The sequence below is a fragment of the Achromobacter deleyi genome (assembly GCF_016127315.1).
Lineage (GTDB): Bacteria > Pseudomonadota > Gammaproteobacteria > Burkholderiales > Burkholderiaceae_B > Achromobacter > Achromobacter insuavis_A.
In genome coordinates this window covers 2,792,592-2,817,711 of sequence record NZ_CP065997.1, presented here as the reverse complement: position 1 = coordinate 2,817,711, position 25,120 = coordinate 2,792,592, and the positions used below count along the sequence as shown (strand labels likewise).

At 69.5% G+C, this 25,120-nt stretch carries 24 protein-coding genes; 12 read left to right on the top strand and 12 right to left on the bottom strand.

Features of this window, described 5'->3' with window-relative positions:
- Positions 1–11: 11 nt before the first annotated feature.
- The 3 genes from I6I07_RS12620 to dkgB form a co-directional block, all read right to left on the bottom strand.
- Positions 12–1,061, bottom strand: coding sequence for an NADP(H)-dependent aldo-keto reductase (locus I6I07_RS12620; RefSeq protein ID WP_198486901.1), 1,050 nt, complete (start codon positions 1,059–1,061; stop codon positions 12–14).
- 137 nt (positions 1,062–1,198) lie between these two features.
- Complete coding sequence (locus I6I07_RS12615; RefSeq protein WP_198486900.1) at positions 1,199–2,089, bottom strand: NAD-dependent epimerase/dehydratase family protein; 891 nt, start codon at positions 2,087–2,089, stop codon at positions 1,199–1,201.
- A 52-nt stretch (positions 2,090–2,141) separates the two neighbouring features.
- Positions 2,142–2,945 (bottom strand): 2,5-didehydrogluconate reductase DkgB, encoded by an 804-nt coding sequence (gene dkgB / locus I6I07_RS12610; RefSeq protein ID WP_198486899.1) that lies wholly within the window; start codon positions 2,943–2,945, stop codon positions 2,142–2,144.
- A 102-nt stretch (positions 2,946–3,047) separates the two neighbouring features.
- Here dkgB and I6I07_RS12605 point away from each other — a divergent pair, with 102 nt between their 5' ends.
- The 4 genes from I6I07_RS12605 to I6I07_RS12590 all read left to right on the top strand — a co-directional run bounded on the left by I6I07_RS12605 (position 3,048) and on the right by I6I07_RS12590 (position 5,261).
- Positions 3,048–3,950, top strand: coding sequence for a LysR substrate-binding domain-containing protein (locus I6I07_RS12605; RefSeq protein WP_198486898.1), 903 nt, complete (start codon positions 3,048–3,050; stop codon positions 3,948–3,950).
- Positions 3,951–4,025: 75 nt separating this feature from the next.
- Positions 4,026–4,385: a translation initiation factor Sui1 gene (locus I6I07_RS12600; RefSeq protein WP_198486897.1), complete on the top strand. Its 360-nt coding sequence runs from the start codon at positions 4,026–4,028 to the stop codon at positions 4,383–4,385.
- 5 nt (positions 4,386–4,390) lie between these two features.
- Positions 4,391–4,741 carry a DOPA 4,5-dioxygenase family protein gene (locus tag I6I07_RS12595; RefSeq protein WP_198486896.1) on the top strand — a complete coding sequence of 117 codons (351 nt, stop codon included), beginning with the start codon at positions 4,391–4,393 and terminating at the stop codon, positions 4,739–4,741.
- A 67-nt stretch (positions 4,742–4,808) separates the two neighbouring features.
- Positions 4,809–5,261, top strand: coding sequence for a GNAT family N-acetyltransferase (locus I6I07_RS12590; protein ID WP_198486895.1), 453 nt, complete (start codon positions 4,809–4,811; stop codon positions 5,259–5,261).
- A 51-nt stretch (positions 5,262–5,312) separates the two neighbouring features.
- Here I6I07_RS12590 and I6I07_RS12585 read toward each other — a convergent pair whose 3' ends face one another.
- Entirely contained in the window at positions 5,313–6,203 is an 891-nt protein-coding gene (locus tag I6I07_RS12585; protein WP_006391127.1) for a LysR family transcriptional regulator, read from the bottom strand.
- A gap of 168 nt (positions 6,204–6,371) precedes the next feature.
- On the opposite strand from I6I07_RS12585, the gene I6I07_RS12580 reads away from it, so the two are divergent.
- Positions 6,372–7,538 carry a mandelate racemase/muconate lactonizing enzyme family protein gene (locus I6I07_RS12580; protein ID WP_198486894.1) on the top strand — a complete coding sequence of 389 codons (1,167 nt, stop codon included), beginning with the start codon at positions 6,372–6,374 and terminating at the stop codon, positions 7,536–7,538.
- 88 nt (positions 7,539–7,626) lie between these two features.
- Here I6I07_RS12580 and I6I07_RS12575 read toward each other — a convergent pair whose 3' ends face one another.
- Positions 7,627–8,463, bottom strand: a complete 837-nt coding sequence (locus I6I07_RS12575; RefSeq protein WP_198486893.1) for a helix-turn-helix transcriptional regulator — start codon at positions 8,461–8,463, stop codon at positions 7,627–7,629.
- 90 nt (positions 8,464–8,553) lie between these two features.
- Between I6I07_RS12575 and I6I07_RS12570 the strand changes: the two genes are divergently transcribed.
- Entirely contained in the window at positions 8,554–9,756 is a 1,203-nt protein-coding gene (locus tag I6I07_RS12570; RefSeq protein WP_198487511.1) for an FAD-dependent oxidoreductase, read from the top strand.
- A 49-nt stretch (positions 9,757–9,805) separates the two neighbouring features.
- Here the strand turns inward: I6I07_RS12570 and I6I07_RS12565 are convergent, their stop codons facing one another.
- From I6I07_RS12565 to I6I07_RS12555, 3 genes are all read right to left on the bottom strand, one after another.
- Positions 9,806–11,317: a tripartite tricarboxylate transporter permease gene (locus I6I07_RS12565; protein ID WP_198487510.1), complete on the bottom strand. Its 1,512-nt coding sequence runs from the start codon at positions 11,315–11,317 to the stop codon at positions 9,806–9,808.
- A gap of 15 nt (positions 11,318–11,332) precedes the next feature.
- The gene (locus I6I07_RS12560; protein WP_006391132.1) at positions 11,333–11,722 is read right to left on the bottom strand and encodes a tripartite tricarboxylate transporter TctB family protein; all 390 of its coding nucleotides are present in this window, start codon (positions 11,720–11,722) and stop codon (positions 11,333–11,335) included.
- 580 nt (positions 11,723–12,302) lie between these two features.
- Positions 12,303–14,147: a methyl-accepting chemotaxis protein gene (locus tag I6I07_RS12555; protein ID WP_198486892.1), complete on the bottom strand. Its 1,845-nt coding sequence runs from the start codon at positions 14,145–14,147 to the stop codon at positions 12,303–12,305.
- A 204-nt stretch (positions 14,148–14,351) separates the two neighbouring features.
- Between I6I07_RS12555 and I6I07_RS12550 the strand changes: the two genes are divergently transcribed.
- The 4 genes from I6I07_RS12550 (at position 14,352) to I6I07_RS12535 (ending at position 16,795) form a co-directional block, all read left to right on the top strand.
- A complete protein-coding gene (locus tag I6I07_RS12550; protein WP_198486891.1) occupies positions 14,352–15,407 on the top strand; it encodes a sensor domain-containing diguanylate cyclase in 1,056 nt (351 codons plus the stop codon).
- Positions 15,408–15,478: 71 nt separating this feature from the next.
- Complete coding sequence (locus tag I6I07_RS12545) at positions 15,479–15,793, top strand: ArsR/SmtB family transcription factor (protein WP_006391136.1); 315 nt, start codon at positions 15,479–15,481, stop codon at positions 15,791–15,793.
- Positions 15,790–16,149, top strand: a complete 360-nt coding sequence (locus tag I6I07_RS12540; RefSeq protein WP_006391137.1) for an SRPBCC family protein — start codon at positions 15,790–15,792, stop codon at positions 16,147–16,149. The genes I6I07_RS12545 and I6I07_RS12540 overlap by 4 nt, the downstream gene beginning before the upstream one ends.
- A gap of 40 nt (positions 16,150–16,189) precedes the next feature.
- Positions 16,190–16,795, top strand: coding sequence for an ATP-dependent Clp protease proteolytic subunit (locus I6I07_RS12535; protein WP_054489858.1), 606 nt, complete (start codon positions 16,190–16,192; stop codon positions 16,793–16,795).
- Positions 16,796–16,850: 55 nt separating this feature from the next.
- Here the strand turns inward: I6I07_RS12535 and I6I07_RS12530 are convergent, their stop codons facing one another.
- Positions 16,851–18,107, bottom strand: coding sequence for an MFS transporter (locus I6I07_RS12530; RefSeq protein WP_198486890.1), 1,257 nt, complete (start codon positions 18,105–18,107; stop codon positions 16,851–16,853).
- A 129-nt stretch (positions 18,108–18,236) separates the two neighbouring features.
- Positions 18,237–19,190, bottom strand: coding sequence for a helix-turn-helix transcriptional regulator (locus I6I07_RS12525; protein WP_198486889.1), 954 nt, complete (start codon positions 19,188–19,190; stop codon positions 18,237–18,239).
- A 93-nt stretch (positions 19,191–19,283) separates the two neighbouring features.
- Here I6I07_RS12525 and I6I07_RS12520 point away from each other — a divergent pair, with 93 nt between their 5' ends.
- Complete coding sequence (locus I6I07_RS12520) at positions 19,284–20,492, top strand: MFS transporter (RefSeq protein WP_232626072.1); 1,209 nt, start codon at positions 19,284–19,286, stop codon at positions 20,490–20,492.
- Here I6I07_RS12520 and I6I07_RS12515 read toward each other — a convergent pair.
- Positions 20,482–21,495, bottom strand: a complete 1,014-nt coding sequence (locus I6I07_RS12515) for a Bug family tripartite tricarboxylate transporter substrate binding protein (protein ID WP_198486887.1) — start codon at positions 21,493–21,495, stop codon at positions 20,482–20,484. The genes I6I07_RS12520 and I6I07_RS12515 overlap by 11 nt on opposite strands.
- A gap of 137 nt (positions 21,496–21,632) precedes the next feature.
- Positions 21,633–22,568 carry a 4-hydroxy-tetrahydrodipicolinate synthase family protein gene (locus I6I07_RS12510; protein ID WP_061073457.1) on the bottom strand — a complete coding sequence of 312 codons (936 nt, stop codon included), beginning with the start codon at positions 22,566–22,568 and terminating at the stop codon, positions 21,633–21,635.
- Positions 22,569–22,803: 235 nt separating this feature from the next.
- Between I6I07_RS12510 and I6I07_RS12505 the strand changes: the two genes are divergently transcribed.
- Positions 22,804–25,113, top strand: coding sequence for a molybdopterin-dependent oxidoreductase (locus I6I07_RS12505; protein ID WP_198486886.1), 2,310 nt, complete (start codon positions 22,804–22,806; stop codon positions 25,111–25,113).
- Positions 25,114–25,120 lie beyond the last annotated feature (7 nt).

The window sequence follows — 25,120 nt, the reverse complement described above, 5'->3', positions numbered from 1 at the left end:
GGCGGGCGGGATCAGGGCGCCGGGTTGGGATGGCGCACGTGGATCTGGTCGATGGCCTGCAGCACGTCGGACGACAGTTCGACGTCGACGCTGTCGATATTCTCCTTCAATTGCTGCAGGTTGGTGGCGCCGATCAGGTTGCTGGTGACGAACGGGCGCTGATTGACCCAGGCCAGCGCCAGGTGCGTCGGCGAAATGCCGTGCTGGCGTGCCAGTTCGACGTACTCGCGGGTGGCGGCCTCGGCCTGCGGGTTGCTGTAGCGGGTGAAGCGCGTGTACAGCGTCAGGCGGGCATTGGCCGGGCGGGCGCCGTCCAGGTACTTGCCGCAAAGCATGCCCATCGCCAGCGGCGAATAGGCCAGCAGGCCCACGCCTTCGTGGTGGGTGAATTCCGACAGGCCGATCTCGTAGACGCGGTTGAGCAGGCTGTAGGCGTTCTGGATCGAGGCGATGCGCGCCAGGCCGAGGTTGTCGGAGGCCTTCAGGAACTGCGACACGCCCCACGGCGTTTCGTTGGACACGCCGACGTGACGCACCTTGCCGGCGCGCACGAAGTCCTGCAGCACCGACAGGGTTTCCTCGATCGGCACGGTGTGGTCATCCTTGACCCACGGATACGACAGCTGGCCGAAGGTGGCCGTGGTGCGGTCGGGCCAGTGCAGCTGGTACAGGTCCAGGTAGTCCGTCTGCAGGCGCTTGAGGCTGGCGTCCAGCGCCTCGGTCAGGTTCTTGCGGTCCAGGAAGGTCTTGCCGTCGCGGATGTGGCCGGGACGCTTGGGATCGCGCACCGGGCCGGCCACCTTGCTGGCCAGCACGATGTCCTGGCGGCGCTTGCTGCGCGCCAGCCAGGTGCCGATGTAGGTTTCGGTCAGGCCCTGGGTTTCCGGCTTGGGCGGCACCGGGTACATTTCGGCCACGTCGACCAGGTTGACGCCGCGCTCGAGCGCGTAGTCCAGCTGCTGGTGGGCCTCGGCCTCGGTGTTCTGCTCGCCCCAGGTCATGGTGCCCAGGCCGATCAGGCTGACGTCCAGGTCGGTACGGCCGAGTTTGCGGTATTTCAAGTTCTGCTCCGTGCGGAATCTCTGAAGGGAACGATTACCTTACCGCAACTCTGTTGGCGTTTTGCTGACGACGCCCCGCCGTTGGCCCACCCCGTGGACGCCGGCGCGGCCCCGACCCGGCGCCGCGCCGTCCCGCGTCAGGCGAGGGCCTGGCGCACCCAGCCCAGCACGTCATCGTGCCGCGGCGCCCAGCCCAGGTCGCGGCGCGCCTTGCCCGCCCGCACCCGGCTGTTGGAACCGAGCGCATAGGCGCCCAGGTCCTTGCCCCAATAGGCCACCGCCTGCGCCGGATCCCAGGCCTGGGCCGGCCCCAGGCCCAGCGCCTGGCCGATGGCGCCGACCAGGTCGACGAAGGCGGTTTCGCCGTTCTCGACGAAATAGAAGCTGCCGGCCGGCGCCTTCTCCAGGGCCAACTGGTACAGCGCCGCCACGTCGGCGACGTGCACATTGGACCAGCGGTTCAGGCCGCGGCCGACGTGCCGGGCGATGCCGCTTTCGCGGGCCTGCGCCACCAGCGGCGGGATCTGCACGCTTTCGGCGCGCGGCCCCTCGGTCGCACCATAGATCAGGCTATGGCACAGCACCACGCTGCGCAGGCCCGGCGCGCTGGCCAGGATCAGGTCGTTGATGGCGATGCGCGCGGTCTTGCCCGGCACCGGCGCCACCGGCGTGGTTTCGTCGAACACCGCGTCGGACGGCTCGCCCAGCGCGTCGTCGGCGACCAGGCTGCTGCCGCTGGTGTGGATGAACGCCTTGCCGCTGCCGGCAAGCGCCCCCAGCAGGGCCTCGACGGCGCCGCGATGGTCGCTGTCGGCGGCATTGATGACGGCGTCGGCGGCGCGCGCCTCGGCCGCCAGCAGCGCCGCGTCGTCCAGCGTGCCCAGCACCGGTTCGATGCCGAATCCGCGCAGTTCGGCGACGCGTTCGGGATTGCGGATCAGGCCGCGGACCTCATGGCCCGCCTTGGCCATCAAGGTGGCGACCGCGCCGCCGATGAATCCGCTGGCGCCGGTGATGAATAGCTTCATGGAATGGCTCCTCATGAGATCAGGTTGGCGCGCGCGGCGCCGGTGGCGCGGCTCAGTCCCAGGCGGCGGCCAGGCCGTCGGGGCTGACTTCGCGGCCGTTGCGTTCCAGCGCGGCGATCTGCGCCATGTCGGCATCGGTCAGGCGCAGGTCGCGGGCCAGCAGGTTGCTCGCCAGGTTCTCGCGCCTGGTCGACGACGGGATCACGGCGAAGCCGCGTTGCAGCGCCCAGGCCAGCGCGACCTGCGCCGGCGTGGCGTTGTGGCGCTGCGCGATCTGGCCAATCACCGGGTCCTTGAGCACCTTGCCGTAGGCCAGCGTCATGTACGACGTGACCTGAATGCCTTGTTCATTCAGGAAGTCCACCAGACTGGCATTCTGCAGGTACGGGCTGAGCTCGATCTGGTTGGTGGCGATGGCGTCCTTACCGACGGCGGCAATGGCTTCGCGGGTCTCGGCGATGGGGAAATTGGAGATGCCGATCTGGCGCGTCAGGCCCTGCTCGCGGGCATCCATCAGGCCGGCCATCATTTCGACGATGCCGACGCCGTTGCCGGGCGCGGGCCAGTGGATCAGGGTCAGGTCGACGTAGTCGGTGCGCAGCTTGGCCAGGCTGTCCTTCAGGCTCGGCACGAGCTTGGTCCGGCCGTAGTTCGGCACCCAGATCTTGGTGGTCAGGAACAGCTCGTCGCGGGCGATGCCGCTGGCCTCGATGGCCTGGCCGACCTCGGCTTCGTTTTCATAGATCTGGGCGGTGTCGACGGCGCGGTAGCCGACGTCCAGCGCGTTGCGCACGGAATCGATGACGACCTGGCCCTGCAGGCGGAAGGTGCCGACGCCAAAAGACGGGATGCTCATGTGAAACTCCTGGGTAAGTTGTTGGAATGCACCCAGTGTGCCCGCCCGATCCTTGCGGAATAAGCCCTGTATTGGCGAAATACTTTTGATATAACGTCAAATATGAAGACGACACTCGACGAAATGCAGGTCTTTATCGCCATCGTGGACAGCGGCTCGATCACCGCCGCCGCCGATACGCTGCAGCAGACCATCTCCGCCACCAGCCGCACCATGACGCGGCTGGAGGAAAAGCTGCAGACCACGCTGATGCGCCGCACCACCCGGCGGCTGGAGCTGACCGAGGAAGGCCGCGCCTACCTGGAGCAGGCCCGCAAGATCATCGCCGCGGTCGAAGAGACCGAGGAACTGATGCACGCGCGCCGCAACCAGCCGGCCGGGCGCCTGCGGGTCGACGCCGCCTCGCCGTTCATGCTGCACGTGATCGTGCCGCTGGTGCCGGGCTACCGCAAGCGCTATCCCAAGGTCGAGCTGGAACTGAACAGCAACGAGGGCAACATCGATCTGCTGGAACGCCGCACCGACCTGGCGCTGCGCATCGGCAGCCTGAAGGACTCGTCGCTGCACGCCGTGCCCATCGGCCGCAGCCGCGTGCGCGTGCTGGCCAGCCCGGGCTACCTGGCGGCACGCGGCACGCCCAAGCGCGTCGCCGACCTGGCCGAGCACAGCCTGCTGGGCTTCTCGCAACTGGAGTCGCTGAACGAATGGCCGCTGGAGGACGCCGACGGCCAGCCGCTGCACATCCAGCCGGCGATCCGCTCGTTCAGCGGCGAGACGCTGCGGCAACTGGCGCTGAACGACGCCGGCATCGTCTGCCTTTCCGACTTCATGACGCGCGCCGACCGCCAGTCCGGCGCCCTGCGCCAGCTGTTCCCGCGCCAGACGCTGGACGTGCGCCAGCCGGTCAACGCGGTCTATTACCGCAACACCGCGATCTCATCGCGCATCAAGTCGTTCATCGATTACCTGGTGGAAACGCTGGGGCCGCGCGGCTTCGACGAATGAACCCCCACAACGCAAGGGGCGCGGCGGCCGCTCCGGCATAATGACTGCCTGAACCGCAACATCACGCAATACCCCATGAAAAGCAGCTCCCCAGGCGGACTCGTCTACTCCACCGACGGCGGCCGGATGTGCCCGCAATGCCGGCGCCCGCTCGCCGACTGCCAATGCAAGGCGGCGTCACGGCCCGTGCCCGCCCCCGGCGGCGTGCGCGTGTCGCGCGAAACCAGGGGCCGCGGCGGCAAGGCCGTCACCGTGGTCAAGGGCCTGCCGCTGGACGACGACGCGCTGGCGACGCTGGGCAAGCAGCTGCGCACTGCCTGCGGCTCGGGCGGCACCGTCAAGGACGGCGTCATCGAGGTGCAGGGCGACCACTGCGACCGCATCCTGGCCGCGCTCGAAAAACTCGGCCATCGCGCCAAGCGCGCGGGAGGTTGACCATCATGATCCTGGACCCCGCCATCGTCGGCAGCTGGCATGCCCACGTCTACTTCAACGCCGACAGCCGCGACGCGGCCTGGGCCTTGCGCGAACAGGCGCTGGCCGCGTTCGGCGACAGCATCGAGATGGGCCGCTTCCATGAGCGTCCGGTCGGCCCGCACCCGCAATGGAGCTACCAGCTCGCCTTCGCGCCGGCCGCGCTGCCGCGCGTGGTCACCTGGCTGACGCTCAACCATGGCGCGCTGGACGTGTTCCTGCACCCCAACACCGGCGAGTCGCTGCGCGACCACCGCGACTGCGCGGTGTGGATCGGCCACAGCCACACGCTGAACCTGGCGGCGCTCGGCGGCTGATCCCCGTGCCGCGCCCGGCGCGCGGCGCCACGCCGGGCGCGCCCGCTTCCGTTTGACCCCACCCGACATGAACCTGCATTACCGCCCAGCCCATCCCGACGACGCCGCCGCCTGCATCGACCTGCGCGGCCGCACCCGCGAAAACGCCTTCTCGGCCGAGGACCTGCGCGCCCTGGGCATCACGCGCGAAAGCTGGAGCGACGGCATCCGCGACGGCGCGCTGCCCGGCGTGGTGGCGCTGGCGGACGGCGAGCTAGCCGGCTACTGCTTCGGCGATCGCGACAGCGGCGAGATCATGGTGCTGGCCCTGCTGCCGGCCTACGAGGGCCGCGGCATCGGCCGCGCATTGCTCGACCAGGTCATGCGGATGCTGCGCGCGCTGGGCCACGAACGCCTGTTCCTGAGTTGCGCGGCCGATCCGGGCGTGCGCTCGCATGGCTTCTACCGGCGCCTGGGCTGGGTGCCCACGGGCGAGATCGATCCGGCCGGCGACGAAGTGCTGGCCTACCGGTTCGGCTAGCGTCCGGCCGCGCATACCGCCGACCGGCGTGTCGCCGCGCCCCGGCCTGGCCTACGCGAAGCGCGCCATCAGGAAGTCGATGAATGCCCGCGTGCGCGCCGACAGGTCGCGCTTGCTGGGGTAGTACACGAACAGGTCGGCCGAGGGCAGGATGAACTCGGGCAGCACCACCCGCAGCCGCCCGCTCTCCAGGTACTTGGCCAGGTCCCACTCCGATCGCACCAGGATGCCGTGGCCGTCCAGCGCCCAGTTCAGCACGATGTCGCCATCGTTGCTGGACAGCGCGCCATGCACTTTCACGGTCTCGGCGCGGCCGTCGCGCGTGAAGCGCCAGACGCCATAGGCGTCCTCGTTCTGCCGGTGGATGATGCACTGGTGGCTGGCCAGGTCGCCCAGGCTGGCGGGCGTGCCGTGCCGCGCCAGGTAACGCGGCGCCGCGCACAGGAAGCGCCGGTTCGACAGCACGCGCCGGGCGACCAGGCGCTGGTCGGGCAAGGCGCCAAAGCGGATGCCCAGGTCCACGCCGCTTTCCACCAGGTCGATGGGCCGGTCGGTGACGTCCAGCTGCACCTCGACCTGCGGATGCTGCGCGGCGAATTCGGACACGATGGGCGCGATCGCCGTGCGGCCGAAGCCGAGCGTCGCGTTGATGCGCAGCAGGCCCTTGGGCACCGAGCCGCTGGACGACACCACCTCTTCCATTTCGCGCACGTCGGCCAGGATGCGCGTGGCGTAGTGCAGATAGGTTTCGCCTTCGGGCGTGAGGCTGATGCTGCGGGTGGTGCGGTTCACCAGCCGCACGCCCAGCCGCGCCTCCAGCTGCGCCAGGCGCTTGGTGGCCGCGGGCGGCGTCAGGTCGAGCTGGCGCGCCACCGTCGACAGGTTGCGGTGGCGCGCCAGCAGCACGAAGAACTCCAGGGAAGATGCCAGATCGTTGTTCACCGCCGCAAACGCCTCTTGGGGACTCGCCGCCGGCGGCACGCCCCAGGGGGATTAGCCGCCGGCACTTTTAACTTCAAGTTAATAAAGTAGTGCCTGATGGCGAATCATAATGCCGCATGGAGCCAATAATCTACGGTTTTCCCATCCCCGCCCCGGCCAGGAGACAACATGAAAATCGTAGAAATCCGCGAGAAGACCGTTCCGATCAGTTCCCCGATCCGCAACGCCTACATCGATTTCAGCAAGATGACGCTGAGCCTGGTGGCGGTGGTGACCGACGTGGTGCGCGACGGCCGGCGGGTGATCGGCTACGGCTTCAATTCCAACGGCCGCTACGGCGCGGGCATGCTGATGCGCGAACGCTTCATCCCGCGCGTGCTGGAGGCCGATCCCGCCAGCCTGCTCGACGACAGCGGCGACAACCTCGACCCGCACCGCGTCTGGAACGCGATGTACGTCAACGAGAAGCCCGGCGGCCACGGCGAACGCTCGGTCGCCATCGGCACCATCGACATGGCGGTGTGGGACGCGGTCGCCAAGATCGCCGGCAAGCCGCTGTTCCAGCTGCTGGCCGAGCGCTACGGCAACGGCCGCCCCGAGCGCCGCGTGTTCGTCTATGCGGCGGGCGGCTACTACTACCCGGGGCAGGACCTGGGCAAGCTCAAGGACGAAATGCGCGGCTACGTCGACCGCGGCTACACGGTGGTCAAGAAGAAGATCGGCGGCGCCTCGCTGGACGAAGACCTGCGCCGCATCGATGCCATCCTCGGCGTGCTGGGCGACGGCAAGAAGCTGGCGGTCGACGCCAACGGCCGCTTCGACCTGGACACCGCGATCCGCTACGCCAAGGCGCTGTCGCAGTACGACCTGTTCTGGTATGAGGAAGCCGGCGATCCGCTCGACTTCGAACTGCAGGCCACGCTGCGCAACTACTACGACAAGCCGATGGCGACCGGCGAGAACCTGTTCTCGATGCAGGACGCGCGCAACCTGATCCGCTACGGCGGCATGCGCCCGGACCGCGACTGGTTGCAATTCGACTGCGCCCTGAGCTATGGCCTGGTGGAATACCTGCGCACGCTCGACATGCTGCGCCAGCACGGCTGGTCGGCCAGCCGCTGCATCCCGCACGGCGGCCACCAGATGTCGCTGAACATCGCCGCCGGCCTGGGCCTGGGCGGCAATGAATCCTATCCGGACCTGTTCCAGCCCTACGGCGGCTTTCCCGATGGCGTGCGGGTCGACAACGGCTACGTCACCCTGCCCGAACTGCCCGGCATCGGCTTCGAGGGCAAGGCCGACCTGATCGCCGAGATGCGCAAGCTGGCGGAGTAAGGCGAGCAGGGCCGGTTCACGCCGACAGGCGCCTCGCGCAGGCCCTGGCGGAAGCCAGCAACCGGGACGCCGCGCGTCCCGGCCCGGATCAGGCGACGGCCGCCTCGCCCTCGCCCAGCGGCGTGCGCAGATAGCGCCCCGGCGTCATGCCGAAGGCGCGCTTGAACATGGCGATGAAATTACCCGGCGTGGCGTAGCCCAGCGCGTCGGCCACCTGCGCCACCGGCTGGCCCGCGCTCAGGCGTTCCAGCGCATGGATCAGGCGCAGTTGCTGGCGCCACTGCGCGAACCCCAAACCGGTCTCGTCGCGGAACAGGCGCTGCGCGGTGCGCGGCGCCAGGCCGGCATGCGCGGCCAGCGCTTGCAGCGGCCGGTTGTCGGCCGGATCGTCGGCCAGCGCCTGCGCCAGCCGCGCCAGGCGCCGGTCGCGCGGCCACGGCAGGTGCAGGCGTTCGCGCGGCGCGGCCTCGATCTCGTCGAGCAGCACGGCCGCGAAGCGCGCGCGAGCCGGGTCCAGCGCCAGCTTGTCGGGCCAATCGGCCGCGCGCAGCACCATAGCGCGCAACACCCCGTCCACCCCCAGCACGCAGGGCGCCGCCGGCAAGGCCGCGGCGGCCTGCGGATGCACCAGCGCCACCCAGCCGCTGGCGGCGCCCGCCACGCTGACCCGATGCCGCAGCCCCGGCGGGATCCAGCCCGCGCGCCGCGGCGGCAGCAGCCACGAGCCGGCCTCGGTGCGCACCCGCATCGCGCCGCTGTCCACCCCGAACAGCTGCCCGCGGGCATGCGCGTGCCAATCGTATTCGCGCGAGCCCAGTCGGAATTCGCTGCCCGGCGCGTCGGCGCCATGGAACACGCACACGGCCGGGCCGTCGAGCAATTCGCTGTAATCGGGCGCGGGCGATAGAGTCTGGCGGGTTCGCATGATTTGTTGGCGCGACGGCATTACCGGCGCGGGCGCGCTTGCACGCAAGCTGTGGGGGTGCCGGCGACGCCGGCTTGCTTCGAGGACATTATGCAGAATCTCCACGTTTCCATCATCGGCGCCGGCCTGGGCGGCCTGTGCCTGGCGCAGGGGCTGGCGCGCGCCGGCATCGACTTCGACGTCTACGAGCGCGACGCGCGCACCGACAGCCGCGTGCAGGGCTACCGCCTGCGCATCGACGCCACCGGCCAGGCGGCGCTGGCGCACTGCCTGCGGCCGGATCTGTACGCCCTGTTCCAGCACAGCTGCTCGACCCACGACCGCCCGGGCGCCCTGCTCGACGCGCGGCTGCGGCCGCTGCCGCAACGCGCCTCGGCCACCTGGCGCCTGGAGGATGCCGACACCGCGCCCGACCGCTCGGCCCACCGGCAGACGCTGCGCGAGATCCTGCTGGCCGGCCTGGAGGGGCACGTGCATTTCGGCCACGGCTGCGCCGGCATGGATGCCGGCGGCCCGCGCCTGGAGGGCATCCGCGCCCGGCCTGGCACGCTGGTGGTGGCCGCCGACGGCGTGCATTCGGCGCTGCGGCGCCAGCACCTGCCGCACGCCGTGCCCGCGGACACCGGCACGGTGACGATCTTCGGCATGGCGCCGGCCGGCAGCCTGGCGCCCGACGGCCTGCCGGCGGACCTGCGCGACGGCGCCGGCGTGGTGTTCGGCGCCGGCTACGCGCTGGTGCTGGACGCCATGCAGCTGGCGGCGCTGCCGGCGCTGGCGCAGCGCCTCGCGCCGGGATGCACGCTGACGGCGGTGCCCGGCTACCAATACTGGGCCATCATCGGCGAGCGTCGCGCGGTGCTGGGCGCGGATGACGCGGACGCTGCCACCCACGCGAACCGGCAGGACGACACCGCGACGGGCGCGCGCTGGCAGCAGGCCGCGCAACGCCTGCTGGCGCCGGTGCATCCCGCGCTGGCGGCGATGGTGGCGGCCAGCGACCCGCGCGGCATCGCGCTCAAGACCGTCTACCAGGCGCCGCCCCTGCCGCAATGGTCGCAAGCCGGCCTGGCTTTCCTGGGTGACGCGGTGCATGCGATGAGCCCGGCGGGTGGCCTGGGCGCCAACACCGCCCTGGCGGACGCGCAGTCGCTGGCGACGCGGCTGGCCCAGGTGTGCAAAGGCCTGCCGCGGGGGCAGGCCTTGCAAGACTATGAAGCGGATCTGCGCGCTCGCGGCGACCGGGCCGTCCAACAATCGGCCGAGGCCGCCGCCCGCATCACTGGCAGGGGCTAGGGCCTGTCCGCGCGAGAGGAAACGTCGCGCAGGCCCAATCCCGGCCGCGTCAGGGCTCGACCGGCGCCTGTTCCAGCGCCGGCGCCTTGCGCGCCTTGCGCAGGAACGACACCAGCTGCCACACCACCGCCGCGCCGATCAGCGCCAGCAGCGTGCCGCTGATCGGCCGCGTCAGGAACACGCCGAACTCGCCGCGGCTGAGCAGCATGGCGCGGCGGAAGTTCTCTTCCAGCATCGGGCCGAGGATAAAGCCCAGCATCAGCGGCGCCGCTTCCATGCCCAGGCGCAGGAAGAGGTAGCCGATCAGGCCGAAGATCGCCGTGATGTAGATGTCGTCCAGGTTGTTGTTGATGCTGAACGTGCCGATGCAGCAGAAGAACAGGATCGCCGGGAACAGCACCGTGTACGGGATCTTGAACACCGACAGCCAGTAGCGCACCAGCGGCACGTTCAGGATCAGCAGGAAGCAGTTGCCCACCCACATGCTGGCCACCAGGCCCCAGAACAGGTCGGGGTGGGTGGCGATCATGTTGGGACCGGGCTGGATGCCCTTGACGATGAACGCGGCCAGCATCAGCGCCATGACGGCGTTTTCGGGGATGCCGATGGCCATCAGCGGGATGAAGCTGGTGCGCGCGGCCGCTTCGTCGGCCGCCGCCTGGCCCGCCACGCCTTCGATGGCGCCGTTGCCGATCTCGTGGCGGTACTTGCTGAAGCGCTTGTCGGCCGCGTAGGCGGCGAACTGCGCGATCGTCGGGCCGCCGCCGGGCAGGATGCCCAGCACCGAACCCACCACGCTGCCGCGCAGCGCGCTGGGGATGATGCGCTTGAACTCGGGCCACGTCGGGATCAGCTTGATCTTGCCGTTGAACGGCGTCAGCGTGTTGCGGTTGTCCAGGTTCTTGACGATCTCGGCGATGCCGAAGCAGCCCAGCGCGATGCTGATGAGGCCCACGCCGTCCTGCAGGAAGGCCAGGTCCATCGTGTAGCGCGCCACGCCGCTGTTGACATCGGTGCCGATCACGCCCAGCAGGATGCCGATCATGGCCATGGCCAGGCCATTGAGCAGGCTGCCGCTGCTGACGAAGCTGACGCAGAAGAAGCCCAGCAGCATCAGCGCGCAGTAGTCGGCCGGGCCGAACAGCAGGCCGACTTCACCCAGCGCCGGCGCCATCGTCGACAGCACCACGATCGCCACGGTGCCGCCGATGAAGCTCGACACGCCCGCGGTGAACAGGGCCAGGCCGGTCTTGCCCTTCAGGTTCATCTGATACCCGTCGATGCAGGCGACGATACTGCTCGCATGCGGGATCTTCATCGTGATCGCGCTGACGCTATCGCCGTACTGCGCGCCGTAGTAGATGCCGGCGAGCATGATCAGCGCGCCGCCGGTGGGAATGGAATACGTCAGCGGCAACAGCAGGCTGATGGTCGACAGCGGGCCCAGGCCCGGCAGCAGGCCGACCAGCGTGCCAACCACGCAACCGATCGCGCAGTACATCAGGTTCTGCAGGGTCAGCGCGTGCTCGAAACCGAACGCGAGATTGTTCAACATCTCCATCATGATGGCTCTCCCTCAGAACAGCGGCAGGTTCAGGCCGAGCAGGTTGCGGAAGGCAAACGCCACCGCGATCAGGCCCAGCGAGATCTTGATATTGCGCACCACCGAGTACGAGGTGCCCGCCAACGTCGAGCAGAACACCAGGAAGACGATGCCCACGATCATGTTGATGAAGCCCGACACCACCGCGAAGCCGCACAGGCTCAGCATGATGATGGCGATGTTCTTGATGCTGTAGCTCAGCGGCACCGGCGGCACGAAGCGCGAACGCACCACCGAGATCACCCCGATCACGCCCAGCAGCGAGCTGACCATCAGCGGAAACAGGCCCGGCCCCGAACGGCTGAATGTCCCCAGTTGATACTTCAACGCCGCCAGCCCGAACAGCAGGGCGAAGGCGATCATGAAGAGCCCCGCGACAAAGTTTCTATTGCCAAAGTACATAAGACGCGCCCTCCCAGGCATTGCGTTTTTTTCGCTTGTTATTGCCACCCGGTTGTTCAAACCGGTCTGGTTCCCCCGCCTGTCTTCCCGCTGAAAATTTCGGTGCTGCGGACGAGGTCGGCAGATAGTAGAGAGCGACACTTCCAATCAGCTTTCGCTTTTTGCGCCGGAACACGCGAATGCGTTATCGCTTTCCCGTAGGTCTGGCGACATCAAGCTGACTGCATCCTGAATTGATGTCAAAATCAAAACGGCCCGTGGCCTCACCCCCCATTCAGCGAGACGAAAGCCGCGTGCGCGGCCGCTTCCGGCAAGGCGGATCGGGTCAGCGAAAGACAGGGAAAGCGTCCGCGAACGGAACGAAGAAAGGCCGGCGGAATGCATCCATATCCGCCACGGCGAGCGCCGAATCCAACCACACAAAGGCATCACCCGCGCCGCATTGCGCGACGCCGGCGCGGCCCATCACCCCACGGAATGACGGGCCGCCCCGCGCCTTGGCGCGCGGCGCGTCACGCGCCGCCACGCCGATCGAGCCGGATCAGGCCGGCAAGGCCGCCATGCGCGGCGCGGCGCCGTGCGCATCGCCGCGCAGCTTGAACAGGGCCACGGTGCCGGCCAGCGCGCCGGCCTGGTCGCTCAGCATCGCCGAGGCCGCCGCCGACTGCTCCACCAGCGCCGCGTTCTGTTGCGTGGCCTGGTCCATGTCCGACACGCTGCGGTCGATCTGGCTGATGCCCACGCTCTGTTCGGCCATGGCGCCGTGGATCTCGCTGACAAGACGCTGAACGCGCGACACGCCTTCGACGATCTCGTGCATGGTCGAGCCGGCCGCCTGGACCCGCTCGGTGCCGCTGCGCACGTTCTGCACCGACGCCTGGATCAACGTGCGGATCTCCTGCGCCGAGGCCGCGCTGCGTTGCGCCAGCGTGCGCACCTCGCCCGCCACCACCGCGAAGCCGCGGCCCTGCTCGCCGGCGCGCGCGGCCTCGACCGCCGCGTTCAACGCCAGGATGTTGGTCTGGAAGGCGATGCCGTCGATGACGCTGATGATCTCGGTGATGCGCTCGGACGACTGCGCGATCGCGCCCATGGTGCTGACCGCGTCGGTCACCACCTGGCCGCCGCGCTCGGCCGCCTGGCTGGCTTCGGTCGCCAGGCGCGTGGCGTGCTCGGCCGCCTCTTCGGTCTGGCGCACGCTGGAGGTCAGCTCGGTCAGCGCCGACGAGGTCTCCTGCAGCGAGCCGGCCGACACTTCGGTGCGTTGCGACAGGTCGCGGTTGCCCATCTCGATCTCGCGCGTGGCCGAGGTCATCGAGTGCACGCCGTTGCGCACGTCCAGCATGACGTGGCTGATCTTGTCGACGAAGGCGTTGAACGACGACGAGATCTGCGCCACTTCGTCATGCCCCACCACCGCCAGCCGATGCGTCATGTCGCCGTCGCCCGAACCGATGGTGTCCATGGCGTCGCGCACCGCCGACAGGCGCTTGAAGGCGCGCGACGTCACCACGCTGGCGAGCAGCACCGCGACCAGCGTCAGCACCACCATCGAGATCAGCGTGGCGTTGAAGACCTGCGACAGGCCGGCGGTGGCCTCGGCCTCGTCCAGCGCGATCACCAGGAACCAGTCGGTGCCGGCGATGGGATGCGCCTTGAGCAGCTTGGGCACGCCGCCCAGGCTCAGCACCAGCGGCATGGCGCCCTCGTGCGCCATGCCGGCCAGCACGGCCGGCGTCAGGCCGGCGGCCACGTCGGTCGACGGCTTGAGCGCCAGCTTGTCATCGACGTGCGAAATCACCTGGCCGTCGGTGGCCAGCACGAACGCGGTGCTGGAGGGCGTGGGCCGGATCGCCTTGATGACGTCCTTGATGCCGTCCAGCGCCACCGCGCCGCTGATGGCGCCGGTGGTCTGGCCGGCGCGCACGATCGGCGCGGTGAAGGCCACGTAGGGCTTGCCGGTGCCGGAATCGCCATATGGCTTGGTCACGGTCAGCTTGCCGGCGGACACCGCGCTCTTGTACCAGGGGCGCGCGGTGGGGTCGTAGTCGGGCGGCGTCTGCGCGGTCGAGAAGTAGCTCTTGTCCGACCAGCCGATGCTGGTGATGGGAAAGCCGTTGGTCTCGCCCATGAGCTTGGTCAGGCCGCGCGGATCGCCCTTTTCCACCACCGCCGCGGTGGCCGATACCGCCAGGGCCTTGTCGGCCGACCAGCGCTCGATGGCGCTGGCGTTGCCGGCGGCGATGGCATCCAGGTCCGCGGAGATGGTTGCCATCATGTTGTCGCGCACGATGTGATAAATCGCAATGCCCGAGAGCACCAGCGCGCCGACGACGGTAAAACACGTGATCAACAGGATCCTGTTGCGCAACGAGGTGATTTTCATGCTTGTCTTCTTACTGCAACTGCCCATGCCGGGGGGCACGGGTATCCAGGTACGCGACGACATAGCGTCCGCGCCACCCTGGCTTACGGCAGTGCAGCATAGGACTTTAGGAAGGCAGGGCAGGCATAATGTCGACAAGGCCGCTCCCTGGGCCGAGGACCCGGGGCCGGCGTCGATGCGTCAGTGTTTTTTTGGGAGCTTTCGTTGGACCCGATACTCGCCGAACTGTCGGCGTCTCTGCAGGCGGCCAAATCGGTCGAGCAGTTGACGCGCCCCCTCCTGGATATGCTCGGCGCCGTCACCGGCCTGGAATCCACTTACCTCACCTCGATCGATCCGGACGAGGACCAGCAGCACGTGCGCTACGCGCGCAACGTCGGCGCGCTGCAGATTCCCGAAGGCCTGTCGGTGCCGTGGTCGGACACGCTGTGCAAGCGCGCGCTGGAGGAAGGCCGCATGTCCACCAGCGACGTCGGCGCCTGCTGGCCCGACTCCGACGCCGCGCGCCAGCTCGGCATCCAGACCTACGTCAGCACCCCGATCCGCACCGACGACGGCCTGCTGCTGGGCACCCTGTGCGGCGCCAGCGCCAGCCGCCAGAGCATCGCGCCGCGGGCCGAGGAGATCATGCGCCTGTTCTCCAGCGTGATCTCCAACTTCCTGGAACGCGAACAGCTGGTGGCGGAACTACGCACCGCCAACACCAAGCTGATGGCCTACGCGCTGACCGATCCGCTGACCGGCCTGCCCAACCGGCGCGCGCTGTACGAGGAACTGGACCGCCTGCGCGGCCGTGCCCTGCGCGAAGGCGGCAGCGTGCTGGTCGGCGTGGTCGACCTGGACGGCTTCAAGGGCATCAACGACACCTACGGCCACCAGCTGGGCGACGCCTTCCTGCAGGAAGTCTCGCGGCGCCTGGCGATGGCGCTGCGCGCCTCCGACATGGTCGGGCGATTGGGCGGCGACGAGTTCGTGCTGATCGGCCCGGGCCCCGCGCTGGCGCGCGGCGACGCGGCGCCGGGCCACGAGGCCGAACGCGGCGACGCCGAGGAAGCCGCCCGCTCACTGGAAGACCGCGCCGCCGCCGCCACCGTCGGCCGCTACCCGCTCGGCGACGTCGCCCTGCCCTACGAGGGCGCCAGCGTCGGCGTGGTGGCCCTCGATCCGCGCGGCCTGGTGGCCGAAGAGGCCGTGCGCCTGGCCGATACCCGCATGTACGAGATCAAGCGCGCCCGCAAGGCGGCCCGCGTCATCCACTGAGACGCGCGGCGGCCTGGCCCGCCGTTCGCGCGGGGCTTGCACAACACATAAGCAACTGCTAATGTGTTACCATGATCGAAAACGACATCTTCAAGGCCCTGGCCGATCCCACCCGCCGCGCGCTGTTCGACAAGCTGGCGGCGGGCGCCATGAACGCCAGTGCGCTGCGCGAAGGCCTGGACATCAGCCAGCCCGCGGTCTCGCAGCACCTGGCGGTGCTGCGCCAGGCGCGGCTGATCCGCGAGCAGCGCCAGGGTCGTTTCGTGAACTACCAGGTCGACCCGGACGGGCTGGCGCTGCTCGCCGGCTGGCTGTCCAAGTACCGCGCCTGGTGGCCGGCGCGGGTCGACGCCCTGAAGACGCTGCTCAAGGACATGGACCAATGACCCACTCGGACCCCGCCCCGCAGGACACGGCACTGGTGCTCGATTACGAACTGGACGCGCCGCCCGAGAAGGTCTGGCGCGCCCTCAGCATTCCCGCCCTGCGCGAGCAGTGGCTGCCGGACGGCGCGCTGGCCGACCCCGAGCCGCTGGCCGCCACGCCGGGGGTCGAGGTCCGCTACCGCATGCGCGAGACGCTGCCGCCCTGCCTGGAAAGCGTGGTCACGTTCCAGCTCAGCCCCACGGCCGATGGCGGCACCCGCCTGACCATCATCCATGCCCCCGACGACGCGCGGCTGGCGCGGCCCGCGCCGCAGGCGGCGAACGATGCCTGGCCGGCCTTCAAGCTCGCCGCCTGACGCCGCTTTTTTTCTTTTGATGCAAGACAGGAGTTCGCGCATGAGCGAAACGATGCAGCTCGTCCCGATGGTGGTGGAACAGTCCGGCCGCGGGGAACGTTCGTTCGATATCTATTCGCGCCTGCTGCGCGAACGCATCATCTTCCTGAGCGGCGAGGTCAATGACGCCGTGTCGGCCCTGGTGTGCGCGCAGCTGCTGTTCCTGGAAGCCGAGAATCCCGGCAAGCCGATCCATCTGTACATCAATTCGCCCGGCGGCGTCATCACCAGCGGGCTGGCCATGTACGACACCATGCAGTTCATCAAGTCGCCGGTGCACACCCTGTGCATGGGCACCGCGCGCTCGATGGGATCGTTCCTGCTGATGGCCGGCGAGCCCGGCCATCGCGCCGCGCTGGCCAACGCCAGCCTGCACGTGCACCAGCCGCTGGGCGGCTTCCAGGGGCAGGCCTCGGACATGCTGATCCACGCCGAGGAAATGCAGCGCACCAAGCAGCGCATCATCCGCCTCTATGCCGAGCACTGCGGACGCAGCTACGAAGACGTCGAGCGCAGCCTCGATCGCGACCGCTACATGAGCGCCGAAGAGGCGGTGGACTGGGGTCTGATCGACCACGTCATGGATGCGCGCTCGGCCGGCTTCTGACGCGCCCCCCCCCCCCCGCGGCGCGCGTCGTCACGCGGCCGGCGCGGCGCGCCCGCTACGCCTCGGCCAGCCTGCGCTGGTGGCGCGCCCGCAGCACGCCGTTGGCGGCGGCGCCCAGCGCCAGCAGCACCGCGGTTCCCAGGAACACCGCCGGCATGCCGAAATGCCCGCCGATGAAGCCGCCCAGCAAGGGGCCCGCCACCTGGCCCGCGTACTGCGCCGAGATCGACATGCCCAGCACATTGCCGCCGACGCCGTCGGGCACGTTGTGGCGGATGACGCTGGTGACGCACGGCAACAGCCCGCCCAGCGCCAGGCCCATCAGGAAACGCAGCGCCACCAGCTGCCAGCCGGCGGTGACGAAGGCCTGCGGAATCAGCAGCAGCGCGGCCACGGCCAGCGCGCCGACGATCACCGTCCAGTGGCCGACGCGATCTGCCAAGCGGCCCAGCCGCGAGGCCGACAGGATCGCACCCAGCGCCGCCGCCGACATGACCACGCCCGACACCAGCGTGACGCGGGCCGGATCCTCCACCAATTGGCCCACGTAGACCGTGATGATGGGTTCGATCGACATGGTGGCGAACATCAGCAGCATGCCCGTCGCCAGCATCGCGGCCACCGGCCGCTTGTCGGGGATCTGCGCCCAGCCGCCGCGACGCTTGCCGTCCTGCCCGGCCGCCTTGGGCGGGCGCGGCATTTCCTTGATGAGGAACACGGTGGCCAGGAACGCCAGGAAGATCACGCCGCCCGCCAGCAGGAAGGTGGCGCGGATGCCGATCAGCGGCGGCAGCGCGCCGCCGATCAGCGGACCCACCAGGTTGCCCGCCATGATGCCGGCCGACAGCACGCCCAGCGCCCAGCCCGAGCGCGCCTTGGGCGCCTGCATCGCCACCAGGATGGTCGAGCCCGACGCGTAGCCGCCGGCCAGGCCCACCAGCAGCCGCAGCAGCACCAGCTGCCACACGCTCTGCACCATGCCGGTCAGCGACATACAGATCGCCATGCCGAACGAGGCGCGCACCAGCATCAGCTTGCGCCCGTAGCGGTCGCCCAGCCGGCCCCACAGCGGCGCGACCAGCGCCGCGGCGAAGAAGGTGGCGCCATAGGCCACGCCCGACCACTGCACGATGGCCGCATGGCCCTGCACGCCCAGCTCTTCCACGTACAGCGGCAGGAACGGCAGCAGCAGCGTCATCGCCACGATGGTGCTGAACGAGCCGGCGAAACAGACGGCCAGGTTGCGGCGCCAGTGGATGTTCTCGGCCGGCGCGGCGGTATCAGCGCGTTCCGGGGAAGTGGGCGAAGTCATGGGGAAAAGCCTTGTCGCTGTCGGACGGGAGTCGCGGAACCGGGATTGTTGCCAGCCTCGCCCCCCGCAGCAAGGCCAGCCGCGATACCGGTATTGCCGCTACCCCCCAGGCGCGCGGCGCCTGAGCGGCTACTGCGCGGCGCCGCGCAGCCAGGCCGTGGGCGTGGCGCCGCGATGCGCCTTGAAGGCCTTGATGAAATGGCTGAGGCTGGAAAAGCCGATGCTGTAGGCGGTCTCGGTGACCGAGCAGCCGCGCCGCAACAGGCGCGCGGCCGCGTCCATCCTGGCCTGCAGCAGGCAGCCATGCACCGATTGCCCGTAGAGCGACATGAAGCCGGCCTGCAGCCGCTTTTCGCTCAGGCCGACGGCCTGCGCCAGCTGGCGCACGCTGCCGCAATCGGCGTAGTCGCGCTGGATGCGGCGGTGGGCTTCGGCCAGCCGCTTGCGATCCGCCGGCGGCGGCAGATCGGCCGCGCCGCGGCCCGCCAGATGCGCCAGGGTCAGCGCCAGCGCCTCCTGGGCCTTGCCTTGCAGATACAGCGCGGCGATCTCGCCGCGATCCTGGTTCCAGGCCAGGATCTCGCTGGCCACCCGCGCCAGGCCAGGCCACAGCGGCAGCATCGCCAGCTGCGCATCGCGCGCCGGCACGCTGCCATCGGCCGCGAAGGCGGCGGACGGCACCTGCCGCAAGGTGCGCCACCACAAGGCGCGCACGGCGTCGCTGGAAAACCGGATGTCGACCGCGCGGATGGCGCGCCGGCCCTTGAACTCATCCCAGCCGGGCACCGGCTCGGCGGTGCCGTGCAGGATGACGCTGCCCGGCTGCACGCGCAGGGCGGCGCCGCCCTCGAAGCCCAGGCCGAACTGCCCGTCGAGCACGATCGCCACGCCGACGCTGGATTCGGCCGCGCCGCTGGCGGCCCAATCGGACTGCGGCCGGCCGTCGAGGCAGCCGATCGAGATGCCGCCCGGCAGTTCGTGGTGGGTGCGGATCTCGAGCCAGTCCGGCGGCAGCAGGCGCAGCAGGTCCTGCGCGGTGAGCGGCGCGGCGCGATCCGGAGCGAGACGAGGCTGAGAGGCCATTTTTTTCCAATTCCGCGATTTCCGGCGCGGATTCGCTAGCGCGGCCGCCGCCTGGCCTGGATGATAACAATTTTCATCCGCATCCCGTCTTTCATGCCGCAATTGCCAGACACCCCTCGCCGCCCGAACGAAGCCGCCGCCCTGTTCGTCTTCAACACCCTGTGCCTGACCGCCATCATGGCCTTCATGCCCGTCATCGGCCCCGTGGTGCGCGGCCTGCGGCTGGCCGAATGGCATGGCGGCCTGGTCGTCACCGTGGCCGGCGTGCTGTGGATGCTGATGGCGCGCTACTGGGGCGGCCGCAGCGATCGCGTGGGCCGCCGCCGCGTGCTGCTGCGCGCCGCCGCGGGCTACATCGTCAGCTACCTGCTGCTGGCCGTGGGCCTGGACCTGATGCTGCGCGAGCCGCCGCCGGTATGGCTGGCGCTGCTGGCCCTGATGGCGTTGCGCGCGCTGATCGGCGCCTTCTACGCCGCCATGCCCACCGTCAGCGCGGCCCGCATCGCCGACATCACCGCGCCGGAGCAGCGCGGCGCGATGATGGCCAAGCTGGGCGCGGCCAACGGCCTGGGCATGGTGCTGGGACCCGTCATCGGCGGCCTGCTGGTCAAGGACAGCCTGACCCTGCCGCTCTACATCGCCGCCGCGCTGCCCCTGCTGGGCACGCTGTGGCTGGCCGCGAAGCTGCCGTCCGACGCCTCGCACGAACCGCGCGCCACGCCGCCGCTGAAACTGAGCGACCGGCGCTTGCGCCTGCCGCTGGCCGCCATGCTGCTGGCCATGAGCGCGGTCATCACCGCGCAGATGATCGTCGGCTTCTACGCCATGGACGCGCTGCGCCAGGCGCCCGGCCCCGCGGCGCGGACCGCCGGTTGGGCCATGACCACCGTCGGCGTCATGCTGATCCTGGTGCAGGTGGGGCTGGCCAAGGCGCGCCGCATGAACGCGGCGCGCTGCCTGGCGGGCGGCGCGCTGTTGTCCGGCATCGGCTTCCTGCTGGTGCCGGTGCTGGGCGGCGCCGCGGGCCTGTTGGCGTGCTACGCCATCATGGCCGCCGGCATGGGGCTGGTGTTCCCGTCGATCCAGACCCTGGCCGCCAACGCCGTCACCGCCGACGAGCAAGGCATCGCCGCCGGCTCGGTGATCGCGGTGCAGGGCATGGCGATGGTGGTGGCGCCGCTGGTGTGCACGCTGCTGTACGGCGTGCGGCCCTGGATGCCGTACGTGGTCGCCGCCAGCCTGTTGCTGCTGGTGGCGCTGGCCGCGGCGCTCAAGCCGCGCCAGCCACGCCCTATTCCGTGATCTTGATGTTGGCCTGGTCGATGATGACCTGGTAGCGCTTCATCTCGGCGTCGATGAACTTGGCGAAGGCCGCCGAGTTCTTGACCGAGGGCTCGAAGCCCAGGCCGTTCAACTGCTCGACGATCTTGGGATTGGCCATCACCTTGGCCGACACGCCTTCCAGCTTGCGCAGCACCGGTTCCGGCAGGTTGGCCGGGCCCCACACGCCATACCAGGAATAGAACTCGAAGTTCTTCTGCCCCTGCTCCTTCATGGTGGCCAGGTCGGGCAGCAGCGGGCTGCGCTCGGCGCCCGTCACCGCCAGCGCCTTGAGCTTGCCGGCGCGCACCATCGGCAGCGACGACAGCATGGGATCGATCAGGCCCTGCACCTGGCCGCCGACCAGGTCGGACAAGGCCGGGCCGCCGCCGCGATACAGCACGATGGGAATCTGCGCCAGGCCGTTGTCATGCAGGAACGAGGCCGCGGCCAGGTGGCCCGCCGAGCCGAAGCCGGAGGTGGCGAACGAGTACTTCTGCGGGTCGGCCTTGAGCACCTTCACCAGCTCGCCGACGTTGTTGGCCGGCACCTTGGGGTAGACGCTGAAGATCAGCGCGCCCTGCGCCAGTTCGCTGATCGGGGTGAAGTCCTTGACCGAGTCGAACTTGATGGTCTTCTTGTACAGCAGCGGGTTGATGGCGTGGATGGACGCGTTCAGGTACAGCGTGTAGCCGTCCGGCGCGGCCCGCGCCACATAGGCGGCGCCGATCATGCCCGAGGCGCCGGCGCGGTTTTCCACCACCACCGACTGGCCCAGTTCCTTGCTCAGTTGCTCGGCATACAGGCGTGCCACGCCGTCGACCGAACCGCCCGGCGGATGCGGCACCACCAGCGTGATCGGGCGTTGCGGATAGCCGGCGGTATCGGCGGCCAGCGCGCTGGCGCCGCAGGTGACGCCCACGACCGTCAAGGCGGTGGCGAGCAACCGGGTGAACGGCGCGGGACGGGAGGGCGAACGGAACATGATGAGTCTCTCTTGGCGAGGGCGCGTCCATTCCGGACGCGCAGGGGCCGACCACGCCACCGGCCGCGACGCTCGCGGCCGCCATGTCGTGGGTCGTCAAAATGAATCCGGCGGCTATTGCCGCCGGAACAGGGGAATCAGGCCGCCTTGAGCTGGGCGGAGCTGAAGCCGTACTTGGTGTCCAGCCCCAGCTCGCGCACGATGCGCAGGCCTTTGGCCAGCGCGTCGCCCTCCAGGCCGCGCAGCGGACGGCGCAGGTCGCCGACCGGCAGGCCCACCGCCTTCATCAGCGACTTGATGGCGACCGGGTTGATGGCCGAGTACGAGTAGTGCAGCATCGGCAGCAGGCCCAGGTAGCCTTCGCGGAAGCTGACCGACACGTCCGGCGTGTCCCACGGACGCGAGATGTCGGCCATCTCGGCCGGCGCGATGTTGCCGGTCATGTTGGCGGTGCCGTGGCCGCCCAGGCTCATGGTGGGCACCACCAGGCCCAGGTTGGGCGAGTCGCAGCACATCACCGACACGTCGGGCCGGCCGCGCAGCACTTGCGCCACCTGGCCGACGCGGGTGGTCGATTCCTTGTGCACCACGTAGTTGGGGTGCTTGAAGATGCGCAGCAGCTGGTCCCAGTGCAGGTCGCTCTTGACCCGCGGCGGGTTGTTGTAGATGCCCAGGGGCAGGTCGGTGGCGTCGGCCACTTCGAGGAAATAGGCTTCGGTGTCGGCTTCGGACGCGCAGATGTAGGCGGGCGCGGCCAGGATCGCGCCATCGGCGCCGTTGGCGCGCGCGAACTTCAGGTAGTCGATGGTGCTGTCGGTGTTGTTGCCGGTGCAGCCGTAGAACAGCTTCATCTTGCCGGTCTTCATCTTGGCCGTCTCGACGATCACCTGGCGGCGCTCTTCGGGCGACAGCAGCGAGACCTCACCCGTGGATCCCATGATCAGCACAGCGGCGGTGCCGTTGTCTTCCTGGAACTTCAACAGACTGCGGAAGGCGCTGAAATCGACGCTGCCGTCGCGATTGAACGGCGTGACGATGGCGACGAAGGACCCCTGGATTTTCATTTTGCTCATGACCTGCTCCACATGCGGAAGGACTGCTCAATCAAAAAAAGCCAGGCTGGCGCGCGGTGGTTGGCGCCTGCACCTGACCATTCCCCTTGCTGCTTTCGCAGTATAGGAAGAGCGGCCCCGAAAATTTTTCTATTTTCCACACTTTCGCGGGGCCTGAAAGACAAAGAATTTCTAAGGCAATACCGTTAAGTTATGAGGATTTCCATAACAATACGCTTTTCACGGCGCCGCCCGCATGTCCGAAGCGATATCCCGTCATCCGTCCCTGTCTCACTGGGGCGCGTACACCGCGCTGGTACGCGACGGCCGCGTCATCGGCTGCGAGCCGTTCGCGCACGATCAGGCTCCGTCCCCGCTTATCCACACGATGCCCGACATGGTGCACTCGCCGCTGCGCATCGCCCGCCCCAGCGTGCGCGCCAGCTGGCTCAGGCACCGCGGGGCGCCCGAGCTGCGCGGCGTCGACGGTTACGTGGAAGTCGATTGGGACACCGCCCTGACGCTGGTGCACGATGAATTGCAACGCGTGCGCGCGCAGCATGGGCCGACCGCCATCTTCGGCGGCTCGTATGGCTGGTCGTCGGCCGGACGGCTGCATCACGCCCGCACGCTGACGCACCGCTTCCTGTATGCCGGCGGTGGCTGCGTCGACCAATCCGGCAACTACAGCTGGGGCGCGGCGCAGTTCCTGCTGCCGCACATCATCGGCACCTACGCGCCCGTCACCGGCCGCATCACCGACTGGAACAGCGTGGTCGGGCACACGCGGCTGCTGATCGCGTTCGGCGGCATCCCGCTGCGCAACACCCAGATCGCCTCGGGCGGCGCGGGCGACCACAGCGCGCCGGGCTGGCTGGCGCGGGCGCGCCAGGCCGGCATGCGCGCCGTGGTGGTCAGCCCCACGCGCGGCGACGCGCCGGCGGCGCTGGCGGCCGAATGGATCCCCATCCGCCCCAACACCGATGCCGCGATGATGCTGGGCATGGCCCACACGCTGCTGGCCGAGGACCGCCACGACCGCGACTTCCTGGCGCGCTGCTGCAACGGCTTCGAGCAGTACGCCGACTACCTGCGGGGCCGCGCCGACGGCCAGCCCAAGGATGCGGCCTGGGCCGAGCGCATCTGCGGCGTGCCGGCCGCTACCATCCGCGCGCTGGCGCGGGACGCGGCCGGCGCCCGCACGCTGCTGTCGTGCTCGTGGTCGCTGCAACGCGGCCATCGCGGCGAACAGCCTTACTGGGGCAGCGTCGCGCTGGCCGCGCTGCTGGGCCAGATCGGCCTGCCCGGCGGCGGCTTCGCCTTCGGCCATGGCTCGATGAACGGCGCCGGCAATCCGCGCCCCGACCTGCCCGCGCCGGAGATGCGCGCCGGCCGCAATCCGGCCGGCGCCTCGATCCCCGTGGCGCGCCTGACCGACATGCTGCTGCAGCCGGGCGAGCCATACGAATTCAACGGCCGGACCGGCGCCTATCCCGACATCCGCCTGGTCTATTGGGCCGGCGGCAATCCGTTCCATCATCACCAGGACCTGAACCGGCTGATGCGTGCCTGGACACGCCCCGAGACCATCATCGTGCACGAACCGTGGTGGACGCCGACCGCGCGCCGCGCCGACATCGTGCTGCCGGCCACCACCACGCTGGAACGCAACGACATCGGCGGCTCGTCGCGCGACCGCTATCTGCTGGCGATGCGGCAGGCGGTGGCGCCGGTGGGCCACAGCCGCAACGATTTCGACATCTACCGCGAACTGGCCGCGCGCGGCGGGTTCGAGCACGCCTTCACCGAAGGCCGCGACGAGATGACCTGGATCCGCCACATCTACGAACAGATGCGGCCGGCCTGGGAGGCGGCGCAACTGACGCTGCCGGCCTTCGACGAATTCTGGCAACGCGGCCACGTCGCGCTGCCGCCGCCGACGCGCGACTTCGTGCTATTCGAGCAGTTCCGCGAAGATCCCGCCGCGCATCCGCTCAAGACCCGCTCAGGCCGCCTCGAACTGCACAGCGCGGCCATCGCCGAATTCGGCTACGACGACTGCCCGCCGCATCCGGCCTGGCTGCCGCCGGTGGAATGGCTGGGCGCCGAACGCGCGGCGCGCTGGCCGCTGCACCTGGTCACCTGCCAGCCCGCCGACCGCCTGCACTCGCAGCTGGACCCGGCCCCGGCCACGCGCGCCAACAAGGTCGCCGGCCGCGAGGCGGTGCTGCTGCATCCCGACGATGCCGCCGAGCGCGGCATCGCGCAGGGCGACGTGGTGCGGATATTCAATGATCGCGGCGCCTGCCTGGGCGGCGCGCAGCTCAGCGCCGACCTGCTGCGCGGCGTGGTGGTGATGCCCACGGGCGCCTGGTTCGATCCGCAGGATGGCGCGCTGGAACGCCACGGCAATCCCAACGTGCTGACGGTGGACGTGGGCACGTCGCGGCTGGCGCAGGGCCCCAGCGCGCTGTCAGCCTTGGTGCAGGTGGAACGCTGGAATGGCCACGCGCCGCCGGTGCGGGCCTTCGAGCCGCCGGCGCTGCACACGCGGACCACAGCGTAGCGGCGCA

Bases quoted from the DNA above. Each gene is read 5' to 3' on its own strand.
- dkgB (WP_198486899.1), bottom strand. From the start codon at position 2,945: ATGAGCATCCCGTCTTTTGGCGTCGGCACCTTCCGCCTGCAGGGCCAG.
- I6I07_RS12595 (WP_198486896.1), top strand. From the start codon at position 4,391: ATGATCCTGGACCCCGCCATCGTCGGCAGCTGGCATGCCCACGTCTAC.
- I6I07_RS12580 (WP_198486894.1), top strand. From the start codon at position 6,372: ATGAAAATCGTAGAAATCCGCGAGAAGACCGTTCCGATCAGTTCCCCG.
- I6I07_RS12590 (WP_198486895.1), top strand. From the start codon at position 4,809: ATGAACCTGCATTACCGCCCAGCCCATCCCGACGACGCCGCCGCCTGC.
- I6I07_RS12570 (WP_198487511.1), top strand. From the start codon at position 8,554: ATGCAGAATCTCCACGTTTCCATCATCGGCGCCGGCCTGGGCGGCCTG.
- I6I07_RS12605 (WP_198486898.1), top strand. From the start codon at position 3,048: ATGAAGACGACACTCGACGAAATGCAGGTCTTTATCGCCATCGTGGAC.
- I6I07_RS12615 (WP_198486900.1), bottom strand. From the start codon at position 2,089: ATGAAGCTATTCATCACCGGCGCCAGCGGATTCATCGGCGGCGCGGTC.
- I6I07_RS12535 (WP_054489858.1), top strand. From the start codon at position 16,190: ATGAGCGAAACGATGCAGCTCGTCCCGATGGTGGTGGAACAGTCCGGC.
- I6I07_RS12540 (WP_006391137.1), top strand. From the start codon at position 15,790: ATGACCCACTCGGACCCCGCCCCGCAGGACACGGCACTGGTGCTCGAT.
- I6I07_RS12510 (WP_061073457.1), bottom strand. From the start codon at position 22,568: ATGAGCAAAATGAAAATCCAGGGGTCCTTCGTCGCCATCGTCACGCCG.
- I6I07_RS12525 (WP_198486889.1), bottom strand. From the start codon at position 19,190: ATGGCCTCTCAGCCTCGTCTCGCTCCGGATCGCGCCGCGCCGCTCACC.
- I6I07_RS12560 (WP_006391132.1), bottom strand. From the start codon at position 11,722: ATGATCGCCTTCGCCCTGCTGTTCGGGCTGGCGGCGTTGAAGTATCAA.
- I6I07_RS12555 (WP_198486892.1), bottom strand. From the start codon at position 14,147: ATGAAAATCACCTCGTTGCGCAACAGGATCCTGTTGATCACGTGTTTT.
- I6I07_RS12600 (WP_198486897.1), top strand. From the start codon at position 4,026: ATGAAAAGCAGCTCCCCAGGCGGACTCGTCTACTCCACCGACGGCGGC.
- I6I07_RS12565 (WP_198487510.1), bottom strand. From the start codon at position 11,317: ATGGAGATGTTGAACAATCTCGCGTTCGGTTTCGAGCACGCGCTGACC.
- I6I07_RS12545 (WP_006391136.1), top strand. From the start codon at position 15,479: ATGATCGAAAACGACATCTTCAAGGCCCTGGCCGATCCCACCCGCCGC.
- I6I07_RS12530 (WP_198486890.1), bottom strand. From the start codon at position 18,107: ATGACTTCGCCCACTTCCCCGGAACGCGCTGATACCGCCGCGCCGGCC.
- I6I07_RS12520 (WP_232626072.1), top strand. From the start codon at position 19,284: ATGCCGCAATTGCCAGACACCCCTCGCCGCCCGAACGAAGCCGCCGCC.
- I6I07_RS12515 (WP_198486887.1), bottom strand. From the start codon at position 21,495: ATGTTCCGTTCGCCCTCCCGTCCCGCGCCGTTCACCCGGTTGCTCGCC.
- I6I07_RS12575 (WP_198486893.1), bottom strand. From the start codon at position 8,463: ATGCGAACCCGCCAGACTCTATCGCCCGCGCCCGATTACAGCGAATTG.
- I6I07_RS12505 (WP_198486886.1), top strand. From the start codon at position 22,804: ATGTCCGAAGCGATATCCCGTCATCCGTCCCTGTCTCACTGGGGCGCG.